At 64.8% G+C, this 16743-nt stretch carries 12 protein-coding genes; 4 read left to right on the forward strand and 8 right to left on the reverse strand.

Annotation, left to right across the window (positions count from 1 at the left end):
- Nucleotides 1-31: 31 nt before the first annotated feature.
- Genes K307_RS08825 through K307_RS08835 form a run of 3 tightly spaced genes read right to left on the reverse strand, consistent with a single transcriptional unit; the run spans nucleotide 32 to nucleotide 4970 of the window.
- On the reverse strand, nucleotides 32-541 hold the full coding sequence (locus K307_RS08825) for an acetone carboxylase subunit gamma (RefSeq protein ID WP_042877619.1): 510 nt from the start codon (nucleotides 539-541) through the stop codon (nucleotides 32-34).
- A 23-nt stretch (nucleotides 542-564) separates the two neighbouring features.
- Nucleotides 565-2889, reverse strand: coding sequence for a hydantoinase B/oxoprolinase family protein (locus tag K307_RS08830; protein WP_042877141.1), 2325 nt, complete (start codon nucleotides 2887-2889; stop codon nucleotides 565-567).
- Nucleotides 2890-2900: 11 nt separating this feature from the next.
- The gene (locus K307_RS08835; RefSeq protein ID WP_042877620.1) at nucleotides 2901-4970 is read right to left on the reverse strand and encodes a hydantoinase/oxoprolinase family protein; all 2070 of its coding nucleotides are present in this window, start codon (nucleotides 4968-4970) and stop codon (nucleotides 2901-2903) included.
- A 446-nt stretch (nucleotides 4971-5416) separates the two neighbouring features.
- On the opposite strand from K307_RS08835, the gene K307_RS08845 reads away from it, so the two are divergent.
- The 4 genes from K307_RS08845 to K307_RS08860 all read left to right on the forward strand — a co-directional run bounded on the left by K307_RS08845 (nucleotide 5417) and on the right by K307_RS08860 (nucleotide 9920).
- Nucleotides 5417-5956: a lecithin retinol acyltransferase family protein gene (locus tag K307_RS08845; RefSeq protein WP_063771669.1), complete on the forward strand. Its 540-nt coding sequence runs from the start codon at nucleotides 5417-5419 to the stop codon at nucleotides 5954-5956.
- A gap of 194 nt (nucleotides 5957-6150) precedes the next feature.
- Nucleotides 6151-8169 carry a sigma-54-dependent Fis family transcriptional regulator gene (locus tag K307_RS08850; protein WP_042877622.1) on the forward strand — a complete coding sequence of 673 codons (2019 nt, stop codon included), beginning with the start codon at nucleotides 6151-6153 and terminating at the stop codon, nucleotides 8167-8169.
- Between the two features lie 106 nt (nucleotides 8170-8275).
- Nucleotides 8276-9445, forward strand: coding sequence for a hypothetical protein (locus K307_RS08855; protein ID WP_042877623.1), 1170 nt, complete (start codon nucleotides 8276-8278; stop codon nucleotides 9443-9445).
- A 46-nt stretch (nucleotides 9446-9491) separates the two neighbouring features.
- Complete coding sequence (locus K307_RS08860) at nucleotides 9492-9920, forward strand: TOBE domain-containing protein (protein ID WP_042877624.1); 429 nt, start codon at nucleotides 9492-9494, stop codon at nucleotides 9918-9920.
- 45 nt (nucleotides 9921-9965) lie between these two features.
- Here K307_RS08860 and K307_RS08865 read toward each other — a convergent pair whose 3' ends face one another.
- The 5 genes from K307_RS08865 to K307_RS08885 form a co-directional block, all read right to left on the reverse strand.
- A complete protein-coding gene (locus K307_RS08865; protein WP_042877625.1) occupies nucleotides 9966-11507 on the reverse strand; it encodes a TolC family protein in 1542 nt (513 codons plus the stop codon).
- Entirely contained in the window at nucleotides 11494-13461 is a 1968-nt protein-coding gene (locus tag K307_RS08870; protein ID WP_042877626.1) for an FUSC family protein, read from the reverse strand. Before K307_RS08870 ends, K307_RS08865 begins: the two co-directional genes overlap by 14 nt.
- Nucleotides 13442-14491 carry a multidrug transporter subunit MdtN gene (gene mdtN, locus K307_RS08875; protein ID WP_042877627.1) on the reverse strand — a complete coding sequence of 350 codons (1050 nt, stop codon included), beginning with the start codon at nucleotides 14489-14491 and terminating at the stop codon, nucleotides 13442-13444. The genes K307_RS08870 and mdtN overlap by 20 nt, the downstream gene beginning before the upstream one ends.
- Complete coding sequence (locus K307_RS08880) at nucleotides 14488-14751, reverse strand: YtcA family lipoprotein (protein ID WP_042877628.1); 264 nt, start codon at nucleotides 14749-14751, stop codon at nucleotides 14488-14490. The genes mdtN and K307_RS08880 overlap by 4 nt, the downstream gene beginning before the upstream one ends.
- Before the next feature lie 158 nt (nucleotides 14752-14909).
- The gene (locus K307_RS08885; RefSeq protein WP_042877629.1) at nucleotides 14910-16544 is read right to left on the reverse strand and encodes an AMP-binding protein; all 1635 of its coding nucleotides are present in this window, start codon (nucleotides 16542-16544) and stop codon (nucleotides 14910-14912) included.
- Between the last annotated feature and the right edge of the window lie 199 nt (nucleotides 16545-16743).

Below are 16743 nucleotides of genomic sequence, written 5' to 3' on the forward strand. Positions count from 1 at the left end.
ATACCTGCCCGCCACTCGCTTGACCCGACGATCAGTCCGGAGCACGCTCCGGCACCGGCAGGTGCACCCATTCCTTATAAAAGGCCTCGATGTCCGGCTCGAAGTCGTGGATCACGGGATACCACGGGGTGGGCGCCTCGACGTCGTGCATGGTGCCGCACGCCGGGCAGTAGTACTCGCGATAGACCTGCCACTGGGTATCCGGGGCCATCAGTTTGGGATAGACCTCGGTCATCGCCTCCTGCGTGTCGCGCACGTAGATCGAGGCATGCAGTTTCCAGTTCTCGCGGTAGTCGCAGAACTCGTGGCCGCAATCGCACTTGACCACCCACTTCCTGGTCCTGGCCGATTGCACGATATGCATGTGCGGGCCGAGCGGAAGCACGATGCGGTCCGGGAAGCTCACCTTGGCCTGCAGGGCCGCCAGGTACTGCTCGAATCGACCGTCATCCTTGGGCATCGAGAGCATGCGGAAGGTGGTTTCCCAGTCCAGGGAGCCTTCGACGAGGTGGGCGACCTGTTCGTTGGTGTAGGCAGACATTGTTTGACTCCTTGATGCGGTGATTACTCTTCGACCTGGACGACGGTGGTGACGTCGGGCAGCAGGGAAAGGTCCATCCGGTGCTTGGCGCCGTAAGAAGGCACGCCCAGCTCCTCCTCCAGTACCTGCCAGTCCGCGGGGAGATTCCAGAATTCCTTGAACTCCCGGGTGAACTTCTCGGACAGGGCAAAGCTGGTGGCGAACATGTGTTGCACCTGGACGGACGCGTGCTTGTTGAGGATGCGTTCGCGCTCTTCCTTCATCCATTCGCGGGTCGGCAGGGCTCGGGCGAGGCGTTCCTTGCGGATCCCGGCACGGCGGGCCTGGGTCTTGGCTGCATCCACCGTGAACACGCCCTTGGCATCCTGGGTGAAGACAGCGCCGTAGACCTTCTGCGCATATTCCGGCAGCAGGAACTTCTGGTTGAGGTCCGCCTCGATAGCCTTCGGATCCCGGTCGATCGGGTCGCCAAAGCCCGGACCACCGCGCAGGTAGTTGAGGTAGAGGTCGTGGTTGGCGTAGCAGTCCTCGGTGGTGATGCACTGCTTGTCACGCTTGACCACGGCAGTGGCATCGATGTGGCGCTCGAAGTCCGGGTTGCCCGGATCGATGTCGCCGCCCAAGGGCAGGGAGTCGCCGATGGCGATACGCTTGTCCAGGCCCGTCTTGTGTGCCTCAAAGCGGTAGCCGGTGGCTGAGGGATAGCCGCCCATCATGCCCCAGTCGCTGTTCATGAAGCCATTGCCCATGAAGAACATGGTCCAGTCCTGGGCGTTCCACACCATGCGCAGCGTCTCGAAGCCGCAACCGCCGCGGTACTTGCCGTAGCCGCCGGAGTTGGCCTTGACGTTCCGGCCGAGGTAGAGCAGTGGCTCGGCCATCTCCCAGATCTCGATGTCCCCCATGTCGCCTTCCGGGTTCCAGATGGCGGCGGCGTGGTTCAGGCCATCCTTGACGGCGCAGGCGCCGGTGCCGCAGGAACTGGCCTCGAAGCTGTTGACCGCGTGGATCTCGCCGTCCTGGTTGATGCCGCCACCTTGCAGCCAGTTGGAGGTGTTGGCGTTACCGGCGTTGACCTCTTCCAGATAGCCACGACTGAAATAGGACTGTGAAAGACCGCGCCACAGCGCCGCCCAGCCGGAGACCAGGAAGTGCCAGGCGTAGGCATGGCCGGTGCGGCGGTCATCCGGGTTGCACCAGGTGCCCTTTGGCAAGCGGAACTCGGTGGCGAAGTACGCACCATCGTTGATGCGCTGGGTGGGCACCAGGGTCTGGCACATCATCACCCAGATCCCGGAAGTGAATGCCACCTGGTGGGCGTTGAAGGTGTGCCAGCCCCAGCGGCTTGCGCCCTCGAAGTCGAGGCGCCACTTGCCGTCCGGCTTGATGGTCATCTCCACCGGCGAGTGCATGATGGAATCGAGCTTGGCGAAGGCGTTGGAGACCTGCACGTCGTCATGCTTGTAAGGCACGTCGACAAAGGAGACCTTGCGGTACTTGCCCGGCAGGGTCATGGCCTTGATACGGCTCTGCAGTCCGCGGCGGCCTTCTTCGATGACCTCGTAGGTAAACTTCTCGTAGGCCTCGATGCCGTCGGCACGAATCACCTCTTCCACCAGGTCGCGGATCATGTGGCAGCCGGCGATGCGGGTCTTTTCGTCGAGGATCCAATACTTGGGCGTGCGCACTGAGCGCTGGGACTCGTGCAGCCAGTCGCGCAGCGGCTCGTCATTCACCCCGGTCTTGCGGCAGGTGATCATGTAGCCGTCGCCGAAGCGCTGGGTCTGGCCGGTTGACATTGAGCCCGGAGTCACCGAGCCGGTGTCGATCACGTGCGTGACGCCGCCGACCCAGCCGATCAGCTGGCGTTCCCAGAAGATCGGCACGATGGTGGCGATGTCGCAGGGGTGGACATTGCCGATGGCACAGTCATTGGTCGTGAACATGTCGCCGGGGTTGATGCCGGGGTTGGCTTCCCAGTTGTTCTCGATCATGTACTTGATCGCCGCGCCCATGGTGCCGACGTGGATGATGATCCCGGTCGAGGTCAGGACGCAGTCGCCTGCGGCGTTGTAGAGCGTGAAGCAGAGTTCGCCTTCTTGCTCGACGATGGGGCTGGCGGCGATCTTCTTGGCGGTTTCGCGGGCGTGCACCAGGCCGCCGCGCAGCTTGGAGAACAGCTTCTCGTAGCCGATCGGGTCGCTGTCCCGGAATTCCAGCTTCTCGAGGCCGTTGTAGTGGCCGGTGGCCTTGGTGCGCTCGATGATGCCGTCGCGGTGCTGCTTGAGCGTCTGGCCGTTCTGCAGCAGGTCGGCGAAGCCGATTTCTTTATTGCTCATCATGTTCATGGCGGGTCTCCTTACTTCACTTCCTTGAGATGGAACAGGCGGTGCTTGTCGATCGTGGTTTCGAAGCCGTCGGGCACGACGAAGGTCGTGGCGTCGGATTCGATGATGGCGGGACCCACGATATGATTGCCGGCCTTAAGGGCTTCCATCTTCCAGAGCGCGGCATCCACCCACTTCTTGTGGCGGTAGAAGGGACGGGTGCCAAGATATGCTTCGCTGGGCGGCGTCGGGCCGGCATCCGGGTCTTCCGGCAGCACGGGCTTTTGGGTCACGACGGTGCCGCGCAGGATGGCGCCGGTGATCGAGAAGCCCAGTTCCGGCGAGCGGGCGGAGCTCGCGTAGACGCGGCCGTAGGTGTTCTCGAAGGCCTCGACGATCTGGTTCCAGTCGGCGGCGGTGGCGGCGCTGGTCACCGGCGAGACGATCTCGAGGTCATTTAGCTGGCCCATGTACTGCATCTTGTAGCCGGGGATCAGCAGCACGTCCTCGGGCTTGTAGCCGTTGAGGACGAATTCGTCGATGACCTTGACTGCCAGTTCAGACCAGGCTTCCTGCAGGCTCTTGCAGGCGGCTTCCTTGTCGGCGTCGGGGGCGTGCTGGGCGACACCAAGGTCCACTGACTTGTCGTAGCGGTACTCGAAGTCGGCGCAGGCGCAGCCGAAAGCCGAGAAGCCGGCTGCCCAGGCCGGCACGACGACGTCCTTGAAGCCGACGCCCCCGGTGTAGCCGTAGGTGTGCACCGGGCCGGCGCCGCCGTAGGAGAAGCAGGTGAATTCCGCCGGGTTGTAGCCCTTGGCACTGATGTTGGCGCGCAGGTACTCGGAGAGCGTGAGATCGAGCAGCTCGATGACGCCGGCGGCGGCATCCTCGACCGACAGGCCGAGCGGGTCGGCGATCTGCGCCTTGATGTGGTCGCGGGCGCGCTGCACGTCGAGCTTGATGGCACCGCCCAGGAAGTTCTCCGGGTTCAGGTAGCCGAGCACGACGTGGCAGTCGGAAACGGACACCGTGTCGAGGCCGCTTTCCGGCCAGCAGGTGCCGACGCGGTAGCCGGCGCTGTCGGGGCCAAGCTTGATCGACTTGCTGTAAGGGTCGAGGCGAACGAAGCTGCCGGCGCCGGCGCCGACTGAGTCCATTGCCACCAGGGGCAGGGAGAGCACCAAGCGGGCCATGTCGGGGTCGGACTTGATGGCGAAATTGCCCTTGGTGATCAAGGCCACGTCAAAGCTGGTGCCGCCGATGTCGGAGCAGGCAATGTTCTCGTCGCCCAGGTACTCACCCAACAGCTTGGAGCCGATGACGCCGCCCCGCAGGTCGAACCTGGCACCGTGCTTCTTGAAGCGATCGCTGACCTTCTTCAGGGTCTGCCGCGAAGGCTCCGCGCCGTAAGCCTCGAGGATGGTGGTATTCATCCTGTGGCTCTCCTTGCGCGACGGGTAATAGTCCACCGAGGCGAAGACCGGGATATCCGCCGTCAGCTTTTTGAGCTCCTCGCGCACGATGTCACGGGCGCGTTGCTCGCTGGATTCGTTCTTGTGGGATTGCAGCAGGCAAATGACGATGGCTTGCGAGCCGGCCTCCACCAGTTCCCGGGTTGCCTGGCGGACTTCGTCTTCACGCAGCGGGATGACCACCTTCCCCTGCACGTCGGTACGCTCGGTGACGCCGCGCGTGCGCGAGACGGGCACCAGCGGCTCGTCGTAGCGGTGGGTGTTCAGGTGAATGCGGTCCTCCAGGGCATAGCCCAGGTAGCTCTGCAGCGCACGGCCCATCGAATGGATTTGCTCAAAGCCGCGGTTGCAGATGAGGCCAACGGCAAGGCCCTTGCGCATGAGAATGCGGTTGAGCATGGCCGTACCGGAATAGACGCAAGTCACCAGCTCCGGATAGACGTCGTCCACGGTCCGCTCCCAGTGGGCGAGGGCGTCTTCGGAAGAGTTGTAGATGGCAAGGGATTCGTCGCCGGGATTGCTCTGCGCCTTGCCGACCACGAAGCGGCCATCGGAGCGCACGAAGAATGTGTCGGTCATCGTGCCGCCAGCATCGATGCCCATCACCTGTACGGTGGACTGCGGTTGCATGTTGCCTCCTGTCATTGGTGTCGTCATGGTGGGAGTTCCCACGACCCATCCGTGGCAAGGCTTGTGCCAAGCGAAACAGGCACCGGTGAGCAGCCCTCATACGCGATGGAAATCAACGGGTTGCCCGCATTCCCTGGCCACGCCGCTGGTAGCAGGGGGCTGCTGTCACTGTCCGGATTCCCGACGCCCTGCGCAGCGGTGTCCGGGAATCGGACGCCCTCTGGCCAGTAATTCGATGCGGTTGTCCTCAGGCAAGCACCGGCATCAGCCGTGGCCGCATTGACGATTGCCCGGCGCGGGTCGCGCCGGGCGTGGGGAAGGGCGCTTGCCTGTCGCTGCTGCGATGGACTTTGGCTTTCCTGTGGTCCGCCACGCAGATCGCTTGCTGCGCTGGCATGCCCTGTGCGCTGGTTCCATGCGAATGGCAGCGAAACGTGGTGAAGCTCATGAAAGATTCAACGATAACAAGGCGCCTGATTGTCGAAGGGATTGCCGACACGGACCTGGCGATCGGAGCCCATCTCGTCACCGATCGCCTTGGCTACACGCATCATGGCGTCTATGCGGGGAGCGGCAAGGTCGTGCACTACGCGGGTTTGTCGCGGTCACTGCGTCGGGGCCCGGTGCATGAGGTGACGCTCGCGGAATTCGCGCAGGGGCGTCCGGTGCGGGTCCGGCAAAGCCCCGGCGCCAGCTTCGCTGGGATGGAAGCCGTCCAGCGCGCCTACTCCCGCCTCGGCGAGGATCGCTATCGCCTGATTTCCAACAACTGTGAGCACTTCTGTATGTGGTGCTTATATGGCGAGAGCCGCAGCGAGCAGATCGACGTCTGGAAGTCCTGGGCAAACGATGTGCTGGCTGCCTGCCGCAACGCTATCAGGCCGCTCGCGCTCAGAGCCTCGCGAAGCGTGCCGGTGGTGCGAGCAGTTTCCCGATTCGGATTCGAGTGGGGGACGTTCGGGGATTCAACGCAATCCGCTGCCTGAACCCGTTGCCCTGGGGCATCGGAAAAAGCCAATGTCGCTGTCCGGTTTCCGGACACCTGAAGCCGCGCTGGCCGGAAACCGGACACCTTCCGGTTGCTTTGGTGCGGAGCACAAATTATTGATCTGAAAGAGATTGTTGACTTGGGGATAGCACGGGCTTACGGTTACTGCAGTCAACGGATAGTGATCGCCCCATGCCATCTTCACATTTCGGCGCCCTGATCCCCCGCATCGGCGACGAACTGGTCGTGGCGTCGGCTTGGGAGCGTTTTCTGCAGGACCAACCCCTGGAAGCGAAGGGGGTGCGAAGCGTTGTCCTCGCATCCTGGCAGCGGTGTCGGTCCGAGGCTGTTGATCCCGCCAAGCACTCCGCACCGGGCGCAGCCGCCGAACATGTCCGCCAGTTGCAGCGGCAGAGCCGGGATCTGTGCGATGCCGCGCGTCCGGCACTCGAGGGCCTGCGCGAGATCCTGCGGGAATGCGGTACCCTCATTATGCTCTGCGACCCGGGCGGCACCATTCTGCAGCTCAATGGCGAGACCAGGGCGCGCAGCGTCGGTGAGAGGATCAACCTGGCCACCGGTGGCTGCTGGAATGAGGACGTCATCGGTACCAATGCCATCGGCACGGCGATCGCCACCGCCGCGCCGGTTCAGATCCATGCCAACGAGCATTTCTGCCTGGACGTCAAGCGCTGGACCTGCGCTGCGGCTCCCATTTTTGACCCCTTTGGTCGCAGCCTGCTGGGCGTGGTGGATGTATCCGGCGTCAAGGAGACTTTCCATGGCCACACCCTGGGCCTGGTGGTGGCTGCCGCCAGCCAGATCGAATGCGAACTGGCCCGCCGCAATGTTGCCCTGCACGAGCGGTTGCTGACCCGATCGATCGATCATTTCATCCGTTACGCCAGCGACTACGTTGTGCTCGTCGACAGCCGCGGGCGCATTGTCCGTACCAACGGCAATGCGCAGGCGGCGCGGGAGAGCTATGACGTGCGGCTGCCCTGCGAAGTTGGCGGGCAGGTGCCAGGACTCGACCTGGCACTGCCCGATATCGACCGGTGCTGCCAACGCCCGCAATGGCTGCGATCCGAATGGCTGCACCCGGTCAAGGACCATGACGGCATGCTGGGTACGATGCTGGTGATCCCGCTCGGGGCGCGCCAGCATCGACCCGCCGTATCGCTGCCAACGGCCAGAGCACCGATGGCAGCCAATGATGCGTTTGGCGAGATCATCGGGACAAGCGAGGCGCTGGAGGCGACCAAGGCACGCGCGCGCCGTATCGCCCCTCTCGATCTGCCGGTACTGCTGCTGGCCGAGACCGGAGCCGGGAAGGAACTCTTTGCCCGGGCGCTGCATCGGGCGGGAAATCGCCCCGAGGGTCCGTTCATTGCCGTCAACTGCGGCGCTTTCACCCGTGAACTGCTGGCCAGCGAACTCTTCGGCTATACCGATGGCGCCTTTACAGGCGCCCGCCGTGGTGGCCTGGCGGGCAAGTTCGAGCAGGCCGACGGCGGTACGCTGTTTCTGGACGAGGTCGGCGAGATGCCGCTTGAAATGCAGCCCCACCTGCTGCGCGTGCTGCAGGATGGCGTTGTGGTCCGCCTGGGCGATACCCGCGAACGGCGCGTTTCGGTGCGCATCGTCGCAGCCACTAACCGCGATCTGCAGAAGGAGATCGCCGCCGGGCGCTTCCGCGAAGACCTGTACCACCGCCTCTGCGTCGTCAGCCTGCTGCTACCGCCGCTGCGCGATCGACCTGGCGATATCGAGGCAATCATCGAGCATCTCAACAGCAAACTGGCACGCAAGTATGGCTGTGCGCCCAAGCAGCTTGAGCCAGCCGTGCCCCAGGCGCTTCTGAGCTATCATTGGCCGGGCAACATACGTGAACTGCAGAATGTCTTCGAGGTTATGTTCGCGCTCAGCGAAGGCGACATCATCGATACGTCTCTGCTGCCCCCGACCATCGCACAGATGGCCAACAACCCGCTTGGCATATCAAGCTCAACGTCAATACCTGTTTCATCCGGTCGTCTTGAGGAAATGGAGAGACACGCGATACTCGATGCGATCGCGAATGCCCATGGGAATATGTCCATGGCCGCACGCACGCTGGGGATTTCCAGGAGCACGCTGTACGTCAAACTGGCCGCGATCAGGGGACAGCCTGGCAATTCAAGCTCCGGCATTCAGGGGCTTGAGCACTGACGCTTGCCCGCCAGGGAAGCGATGATCGACGGTTTCCGCCTGGATGGCGGCTCGCCATCGTTCAACGGCCGTCAGTCATCCGGGGGGCGCGCAAGGAGCAATGAGATTGAGGCTGGCGACCTGGTTCCTAGTGATAGCCGTCCTGTTGTCAAAGCTGGCGGTCGCCGCCGACTTCGGCAGCAAGGGCGGCGCCGAGCCCGCCAACATCGACCAGATTTCTGATCTCCTTCGCGAGGATCCCTATGATCTGGAGTTGCTGATCAGTTTCGGCACTTCCAAGGGCGGGTCGGCCGGGCATTTCGCTCTGGCTATCCGTGACGGTGTGCCTGGCGACGATCTGGTCTATTCGGCCAACTATTATGCCGACCGCAAACGCAAGCACGAGAGCGGCTTCTACACCACGGATCTGATGGTTGGCATCCCGAAGAAGGAGTATTTGTTCAAGACGGTCTCCTCGGTCGCGGAGACGGCCTCGTTTGGCCTCGATTTCGGCGAGATCTACAAGCGTTCGGTCATCGGCGTGCGCGTGTACGGCGTACCGGCCAGTGACAAGCAGGCCCTGGAGGCTTACTTCAGACGCATCAATGACGACTATCACCGGCAGGCCAGGAATACCGAGTACCACAGCGGCGCAATCAAGTACGACTACTTGCGCCTCAACTGCGCCAAAACCATCGGGGCCGCATTCAAGTTTGGCGCTGGCTACAAGGACCTGGAGGTCACCAGCGCCAGGTTCCTGTCCGGACGGCGGGTGGTCGCAGCCGCCACGGCCAATATTCCTACCGAGATGGCGATGAAGCTCATCAAGGAGTGGGGCGGGCGCGGCTACGGCATCGACGTGGTGCTGTACAAGAAGTACGGTGGCTCGACCTATGTGGATCCTCACGAGGATGAAAAGGTGGCCTTCAAGGACTTGCCCAATCGCTTCCCCTCGGTCTTGTCCCGGGACTTCCGCCGGGAAGCGGGCGCCTACGAGGACTTCGACAATCTCTTCGCCATGTATCTTCTCTACAACCTGGGCAAGTACAGCGTGCGGGTGAACGAGCAGACGTTGCTGCTTGAGATTGAGAAGGACAAGCGCCCAAAGTCCTACACGGAGGCAGCCGAACTTGCCCAGCAGAGCGCCAGGTCGGACAGCGAGAATTTCCGTCGCCGCCTGGTGTTCCGACCAAGCGGCACAAGGATCGGGGAAACTGCGGACAACACGCACCTCTACAATTTCCCTGACGATGGCGCCAGGAAAGGCGACGCCCTGGAGACTGAAGCCACGCAATGAAAGGGAACGCCCGCGAACAGCTCAAACAACCAAGAAGGAGAGCGAAGTGATCACCAGTGCACGTAACCAGTTTTCGGGTGAAGTCTCCGAGGCCAGGCATGGCGCGGTCAACGACGAGGTCACGCTACGCCTGGCCGGTGGCCGGGAGATTGTTGCCACGGTGACCAGCGAAAGCGCAGCGCGCCTTGGGCTGACCCAGGGCAAGAAGGCGGTTGCCATGGTCAAGGCGACCTCGGTGATCGTCATGGTGGATATCGATGTCAGCAAGGTGTCGGCGCGCAACGCGATCAGCGGAAAGGTGACCGACCTCAAGAAGGGCGCCGTCAATTCGGATGTCACCATTACAGCCGATTCCGGCCTGGCGATCTCGGCCATCATCACCAATAGCAGCGCCGACCGGCTCGGGCTGGCCGTCGGCAAGCCGGCGGCGGCGGTCTTCAAGGCGTCGAGCGTGATCGTAGGCGTGGAAGGCTGAGCTAGCCCGTGGCAAATCGAGGCTGGCCATGCACTAGCGGACAGGTCACTCGCGAGCGGAACCGATGGTGCCTGTGGTCAACGCCAGGGTCGCAGCCGCGGCGAGCGCCCCGCTGTAGGCATCGGCGGAGGCATTGCGTGCCAGCAGCAACTGGCTCTGCGCCAGGTTGGCTTCGGTAACGGACCCCACGCCCCTGCTGTAGGCGGCGAATGCCGCGTCATAAGTGGTCTGTGCCGCCTCGGCCAGCGCCCTGGCCGCGTCATAGGCGGCCAGGCTCGATTCCAGTGCGCTCTGGCTGACCACCACCTGCCTGACGGACTCTTCCTTGGCCCGCGTCAGCCGGGCCGACGCGCTGTCGGCATCGTTGCGCGCCTGCGCGAGCACCGCGGAGCGCAGCCCGCCGTCGTAGATCGGCACCGTCACGCCCAGGAACACGCTGCCGCCGTAGCGGAACCCGCTGAGGTTGACAGTAGGCGGCTGCTGCCCGACCGGCGGAATCGCCGTAATGCCCGAGCTGCCCGAAGCGTACGACGTGAATGCCGACAGAAATACCTTCGGCATGAAGCCGGCCTCGGCCGCTTTCACCTTCGCCTGGCTGGCCCGCTCCACGGCATAGGCCGCCAGCACGTCCGGCCGGCGGGCGATCGCGTTTTCCACGATCTGTTCGATCGAACTGCGCATGGCCGGCGACAACGCCCGCACCGGCATCTCGGCGATGCGGGGCCTGGACAGGGGCGAGATGCCGATCGCCGTGACCAGCGCCAGGTAGGCATCGGTCTCGGCCCCTTGCGCCTGCACCATCGCAAGGTTGGTTTGCGCGCGATTTTGCGTGGCCTGGGCCACCTCCACCACGGTGCCGATGCCGCGCTGGTAGCGTGCCCTGGCGGCGGCAAGCACCGCATCGGCGTTGCGCATCGCCTGCTGCACCGTGCCCGCGCGAGCGCGGGCAGCCTGGTAGCGGTAGAACGCCAGGCTGACGTCGTGGATGATCTTCTGGTGTGCCGCGGTAAACGCAATGTTGGCGGCAATCGACGCCTGTTCGGTGGCATCGACAAGGCCCGCACGCTCGCCAAAATCGAACAGCAGCCATTGCAGCGACAACACCGAGACCGCGCCATGCGTCGACGAACTCGCGCCCAACGGCCCGAGCGCCGTGGACGTGGTGCTATGGCCATTCTGGTATCCGCCCATCGCCGCCGCGGAGATATACGGCAGGTAGCTGCTGCGGGCGATGCCGGCGGCCAGCGCCGCATTGCGTGCGTCGTTCCATGCGATCCGGGTCACCGGGTTGGCGGACTCGGCCAGGTCGATCAGCTCGGGAAGCGTGTAGTCATGCGTGGTGTCAAGTGCAGCAGGCGGCGGCACCGACGCCAGCGCGGTGTTGGCCGGCAGTGTGTAGTCGGCGGGCCGGGTGGCTGGTGTCGGCTTGCTGGCCGCGCCCGGCACGAACTCGCCGGAGGCAGTGGTCTCCGGTTGCCATGGCCGGTCAGGTGCCGGCGGCGCGAGATCGAGCGACGCGGTGGCGCACCCGGCCAGCGTCACGGCGGCCAGTGTCAGCGGGAGGGCCAGCGAATCAGGTTTGCGCATGGATGGAAGACGAGGTGGTCGCATCCGGTGCCTCGGCAGCCGTTTCTGCCAGGCGCCGGTCGACAATGGCCAGCAGGGCGTTGCGGTTACCGACGTCGTCGGTGCCGGAAGCCTGCACGGTTGGCGGCGGCATGTCGGTGGTCCGCAGCCGCTGCAGCCGGCGCGCGATTTCCGGATCGCCGGGAAAGCGTTCCGCGAGCAGGAATACGGGTCCGGCAATCGCATCGAGCACGGCCAGGCGCCGGCGCCGGTCGTCGACCCATTCCCGCCCCGGCCCGACCGATGCGGGCTCATAGTGGGCCAGGACCAGGTCTTGCGTGATCTCGCCGTGCAGGGCCATGGCGGCAATGGCATGGCGGCGCCGGGCGTCGGGCTGGCGTGCCTCGGCCAGCTGGTGCCATTGCCCGACCAGTGCTGCCAGCGCAGCTTCGATGCGGGCCGCAATACTGACCGGCCAGATCCGCGTGAAGACCAGGTACACGACGAGGTTGCCCAGCAGCACGCCGATCACGCGGTCGCGCGCGATGGTCAGGTCGAAGCCCGGCCCGGCGCCCTGGATGACGCACAGGAAGAATGCAAACGCCACCTGGAAGCCCGCATAGGCAATTCGCGGCGAGCCCTGCGCTACCCATGCGGAAATCCACGTACCGGCAAACACCAGCAGCATCAGTCCGCCCACTGACGTCAGGGAAGGGACGATGTAGACGAGTGCCGCCGTCCCGATCACGGCCCCGACCAGGCAGCCGGCCAGGCGCAGCGTCAGCTTTTCCATGGTTTCCGCCGCGGTGCCGAGCGATACCAGGTAGCAGGTGATGAAGCAGGTATGGATGCCGGGCCAGTTCAGTTGCTGGTACAGCAAGTAGCAGAACATCGCCGCGCCGGTGGTCTTGAGCGCGTAGCGGACGTGGACTGGATTCGAGAATGCGTCGGCATCCAGGAAGCTGCCCCGCGCCTTGTCGGCTGGCTCTGGTGGTGCCGATTCTGCCGGTTCCGCATAGCGGTTGATGGCGCCGAGCAGTTCGGTGGCAACGGCTTCCTGCACGGGGGCAAGGTTTTCGATACCGGGAACGGCCAGCGCAATGTCCACCGGATAGCCGCCCGCGCCGAGCATGGCCGCCATCGCGTCGAGCGTGGTGGCGACCGGCGCGGCGATCGCTGCCGGCAGTTGCGCCCCGGGTTGCCGGCGCGCGACGTCGGCGGCAAGCAGGATCGCCATGGTGGATGACGTGACTTGCCGCAGGGCGGGCAAGTCATCTGCGCGCAGGCTGCCTTCGAGTTTCGCCAGCCTCAGCCAGCCCGCGATGGGCTGGATGCCGTCGTGCAACGCTGCCCGCAGCGCCTCGGGGTCGCCATCGGGTTCCCGCAGGCTGCGGGCGGCAGTGCGCAGGCAATGGGCCAGACGCTCAGTCGCAAGCCGGCGCGGCGACGGGCCCAGCATCAGGTTGACCACGATATTGACGCCGATTGGGATCGCCACCATCAGCCACACATAGAGCAGGGCGCGGGTGGCGATTTCGCCCGCCGGCACCAGCCCGAGTTCGTCGAGCCCAAAGCCGACGATCATCGCCACGATGGCGCCGACAGGGCGCAGCTTGCTGGCGGAGGTCAGGAACAGCAGGGCCGCCGACACCACCGCCATGCACGCCACGCGGCGCAGCGGGTCGTCGATGCTGAAATCGGCCAGCCACATCACCATGCCGATGATCAGGCTGACCAGCACCAGCGCGGCCACGCTCATGACGATGCTGGAGGTGCGGTCGGCGCGGTTGACGAAGAAGATCACATAGGCGGAGATAGCCGCTTCCGGGGTGCCGTAGATGCTGGTCACCAGCACCGTCAGCGCGCAGGCCACTGCGACGCGCGTGGTGGCGGCGGCACGGCCCGGGAACGGCGCCAGCAGTGCCCGGATATCCGCCGGGCCCAGGCGCAGCTTGTCAGCGGCAGGCTGCGCCATGCCGGATCTCGACGGTTGCACTCGCGCCCACCCTGGCCAACGGCTCCGGCGGATCTTCCAGCTTGATGCGCACCGGGAAGCGCTTGGCCACGCGCACCCAGTTCACGGATGGCTGGACGTAGGGCAGGGAACGCGGCAGGTTCAGCCGGTCGGTATCCGTGATGCCGACGCCGATGCCTTCCACCTTGCCGCGGATGGCATGGCGCCGGTCGATCATCGAGTAGACCGTGGCGCAGTCCCCGATATGGATATCGGCCAGCGAGGTCTCGCGGAAGTTCGCCACCGCGAACCATTCACCGGTATGCACCAGCAGGAACAGCGACTGGTTGGGGATCACGACTTCGCCGGACAGCACCGTCAGCCCGCTCACGCGGCCGGCGTGCGGGGCGCGCACCACGGTATCGTCCAGCGCGCGCTGCGCAATCGCCAGCGCCGCCTCGCGCGCATGCACGGCGGCGATCGCGTCATCGTCCTTGCCTACCGCCTGTGCCGTGGCGGCGCGCTGCACATTGGCCTGCTTCAGCGACACCGCGGCATCGCGCTGCGCCACCTGCGCCTGGTCAAGCTGCTGCCTGGGCACATAGCCGTCCGCTGCGAGCGGACCCAGCCGGTCCACCGTGCGCGCCGTGAGTGCGTAGTTCTGCTCGGCCCGTGCGGTCTGCTCCGACGCCACCGCTGCCGTGGCCCGCTCGCTGGCAATCGCGCGCCTGCGCGTGCCAAGCGCGGCCTGCGCAAGCTCCAGGTCGGCGCGGGCCTGGGCCACGGCCAGCCGGTACGGCACCGGATCGATCTCGAACAGGACCGCGCCCTTGGCCGCCTGCTGGTTCTCCGCCACATGGATGCGCGCAATCCGGCCGCCGACCGGCGACGCAATATGAACCAGATCGGCATCGAGCGAGGCATCGTCCGAGGAAGGGAAGCGCAGCGTGCGCTGCCAGGCGTAGACGGAGAGCAGCACGGCCACCAGGACGATGGCTAGCGCGACCAGTTTGCCGCGTAGCGGGCTTTTGCGGATGCCGGCCATTTTCATAGGATATGTCCCGTCCCCAGTAACCAGACGATTTCCGCGATCATCACGCCGATCGCGGTGTTGACCAGGAGCTGGTAGCGGACCGTTTCAGCCCAGCCCGTCTTGATGAGGATCCGGTGAGACACGATGGCGCCGGCAATGCCGACAAGGGCGCTCAGGAGCCAGAGCGGGAAATAGGCGCCGAACAGGCTGAAAGACGGGGCGCCGGCGCATCCGTGGAGCAATGCGGCCGACGCGACAAGCGCAAGCGAGCGTGCCATGGAATCTCGATCGGAATCGGTCGACGTAAATATAGCAGCGTGGATGTTGGCTCGTCCAAGGCGCGGCCCGGCGTGCGGCACGCCATTGTTGCTCCGTCAATAGGTCACTGCCCCAGCAGTTCGCTTCGGACCCGGTTCGCTGCCACGCCGCGCGGTGGTCAGTCGGCGTTGCGAAGCTCGCGCCGGAGGATCTTGCCCACCGTGGATTTTGGCAGCGCGTCAACGAAGCAGATGATCCTGGGCACTTTGTAGGCGGCCATGCCGGCTCGACAGTGGGCGACCAGGGCGTCCTCGGTCACCTCGGCCCCAGGCACCCTGGTGACATACAGCTTGACCGCTTCGCCCGTCCGTTCGTCTGGTACGCCGATGCAGGCGCACTCGGCCACGCCGGGGAAGCTGCTGGCGAGCGCTTCCACTTCGTTCGGGTAGACGTTAAAGCCGGAGACGATGATCATGTCCTTCTTGCGGTCGACGATCTTCAGCAAGCCTTTCGCGTCAAAGACGCCGACATCGCCGGTGCGGAAGTAGCCGTCCGGGGTGAACGCCTTTGCATTGGCCTCTGGCTTGTTCCAGTATCCGCGCATCACCTGCGGCCCCTTGACGCAGATTTCCCCGGGCTCGCCGACGCCGGCCTCCTTGTCCTGGTCGTCCAGCAGCTTGACATCGGTGGATGGCACGGGCAAGCCGGTGGTCCCGGTGTAGCCGCTGGTGGACTGCGGGTTGAACGACACGACGGGCGACGTCTCCGACAAGCCATAGCCCTCGCAGATAAAGCTGCCCGTCACCGATTTCCATCGGTCCGAAACGATTTCGATCACCGCCGCGCCGCCGCCGGCTGACAGCCTCAGCCGCGACCAGTCCACCTCAGTCAGGCGCGGGTGGGCGGCCAGCCCGGCGTACAAGGTGGTGACGCCAACGAAGATCGTTGGTCGCGCCGCCTTCAGCACATCGATGAGGGCGTCCAGGTCCCGGGGATTTGCCACGAGCCAGTTCTCGGCGCCGACGGAGAAGCAGGTGAGGAAATTCACCATCAGCGCAAAGATGTGGTAGAGCGGGATCGCGGTCACGATGGTCTCTTCGCCCCGCCGCAGCACGTCGGGCATGAAGGCCTTGAACTGCTCGATATTGGCGACGAGATTGCGGTGTGTCAGCACGGCGCCCTTGGAGAGGCCGGTGGTGCCGCCGGTGTATTGCAGGACGAGCAGGTCGGCGCCGCTCACGTCCACCGGGTCGAACCCAAGCGTCGCGCCCCGCGCGATGGCTGCCGGCAACGTGGCCGCGTTGCGCAGCGACGCGTCGACCGCCGGGCCCGGGATGGCCGCGCCACTGCCGTCGCCAGGGCCGACCGTGATCACCGTCCTGATCCGCGTCTTGCTGAGCACCGCCGCGAGCGTGGGCGTTGCGCCGTCGTAGGCCACGATCGTTTCGACGCCTGCGTCATTGAGCTGATGTTCGAGCTCCCGGGCGGTGTACTGCGGATTGACGTTGACCTGGATGCCGCCGGCTTTCGTGACGGCAATGAAGGTGAGTGGAAACGCCAGCAGATTGGGCAGCATCACGGCGACGCGGTCGCCTTTCCTGACGCCTGCCACTTTCTGCAGATAGGCCGCCAGCGCGGACGACTGGCGATCGACATCCGCATAGGTCAGCACCTTTCCGAACGCACGGAAGGCTGGCTTGTCTGCGAACTGGCGCATGGCGGCTTCCAGCAACGCGTTCACGGAGGGGTAGCGATCGGCGTTGATTTCGGCCGGGATCGAGCCGTAGGAATGGATCCAGTGTCTGCTGCTCATTTGGGGCTCTAATGACTAACGGCGGTCGCGCCTGAGCGCGCTGACGCAGAGTGTGGGTGGCGCGACTATGCATCACAGGCGCCGCCTTGCAAATGATCGGTACGGTCGAAACGGTGATCAAAACGGACAAGCGATCTCCTGAGACTGACAGCGCACAAGGCGCGTCGACATTCCCCGGACTGCTCAATGCCGTGGTAGT

This window comes from Cupriavidus necator A5-1 (genome assembly GCF_000744095.1).
Lineage (GTDB): Bacteria > Pseudomonadota > Gammaproteobacteria > Burkholderiales > Burkholderiaceae > Cupriavidus > Cupriavidus necator_A.

What these genes read in the sequence shown, in the direction of transcription:
- K307_RS08825 (WP_042877619.1), bottom strand. Translation starts at nt 541, where the DNA reads ATGTCTGCCTACACCAACGAACAGGTCGCCCACCTCGTCGAAGGCTCC.
- K307_RS08865 (WP_042877625.1), bottom strand. Translation starts at nt 11,507, where the DNA reads ATGCGCAAACCTGATTCGCTGGCCCTCCCGCTGACACTGGCCGCCGTG.
- K307_RS08845 (WP_063771669.1), top strand. Translation starts at nt 5,417, where the DNA reads ATGAAAGATTCAACGATAACAAGGCGCCTGATTGTCGAAGGGATTGCC.
- K307_RS08835 (WP_042877620.1), bottom strand. Translation starts at nt 4,970, where the DNA reads ATGCAACCGCAGTCCACCGTACAGGTGATGGGCATCGATGCTGGCGGC.
- K307_RS08830 (WP_042877141.1), bottom strand. Translation starts at nt 2,889, where the DNA reads ATGAACATGATGAGCAATAAAGAAATCGGCTTCGCCGACCTGCTGCAG.
- mdtN (WP_042877627.1), bottom strand. Translation starts at nt 14,491, where the DNA reads ATGAAAATGGCCGGCATCCGCAAAAGCCCGCTACGCGGCAAACTGGTC.
- K307_RS08880 (WP_042877628.1), bottom strand. Translation starts at nt 14,751, where the DNA reads ATGGCACGCTCGCTTGCGCTTGTCGCGTCGGCCGCATTGCTCCACGGA.
- K307_RS08850 (WP_042877622.1), top strand. Translation starts at nt 6,151, where the DNA reads ATGCCATCTTCACATTTCGGCGCCCTGATCCCCCGCATCGGCGACGAA.
- K307_RS08870 (WP_042877626.1), bottom strand. Translation starts at nt 13,461, where the DNA reads ATGGCGCAGCCTGCCGCTGACAAGCTGCGCCTGGGCCCGGCGGATATC.
- K307_RS08885 (WP_042877629.1), bottom strand. Translation starts at nt 16,544, where the DNA reads ATGAGCAGCAGACACTGGATCCATTCCTACGGCTCGATCCCGGCCGAA.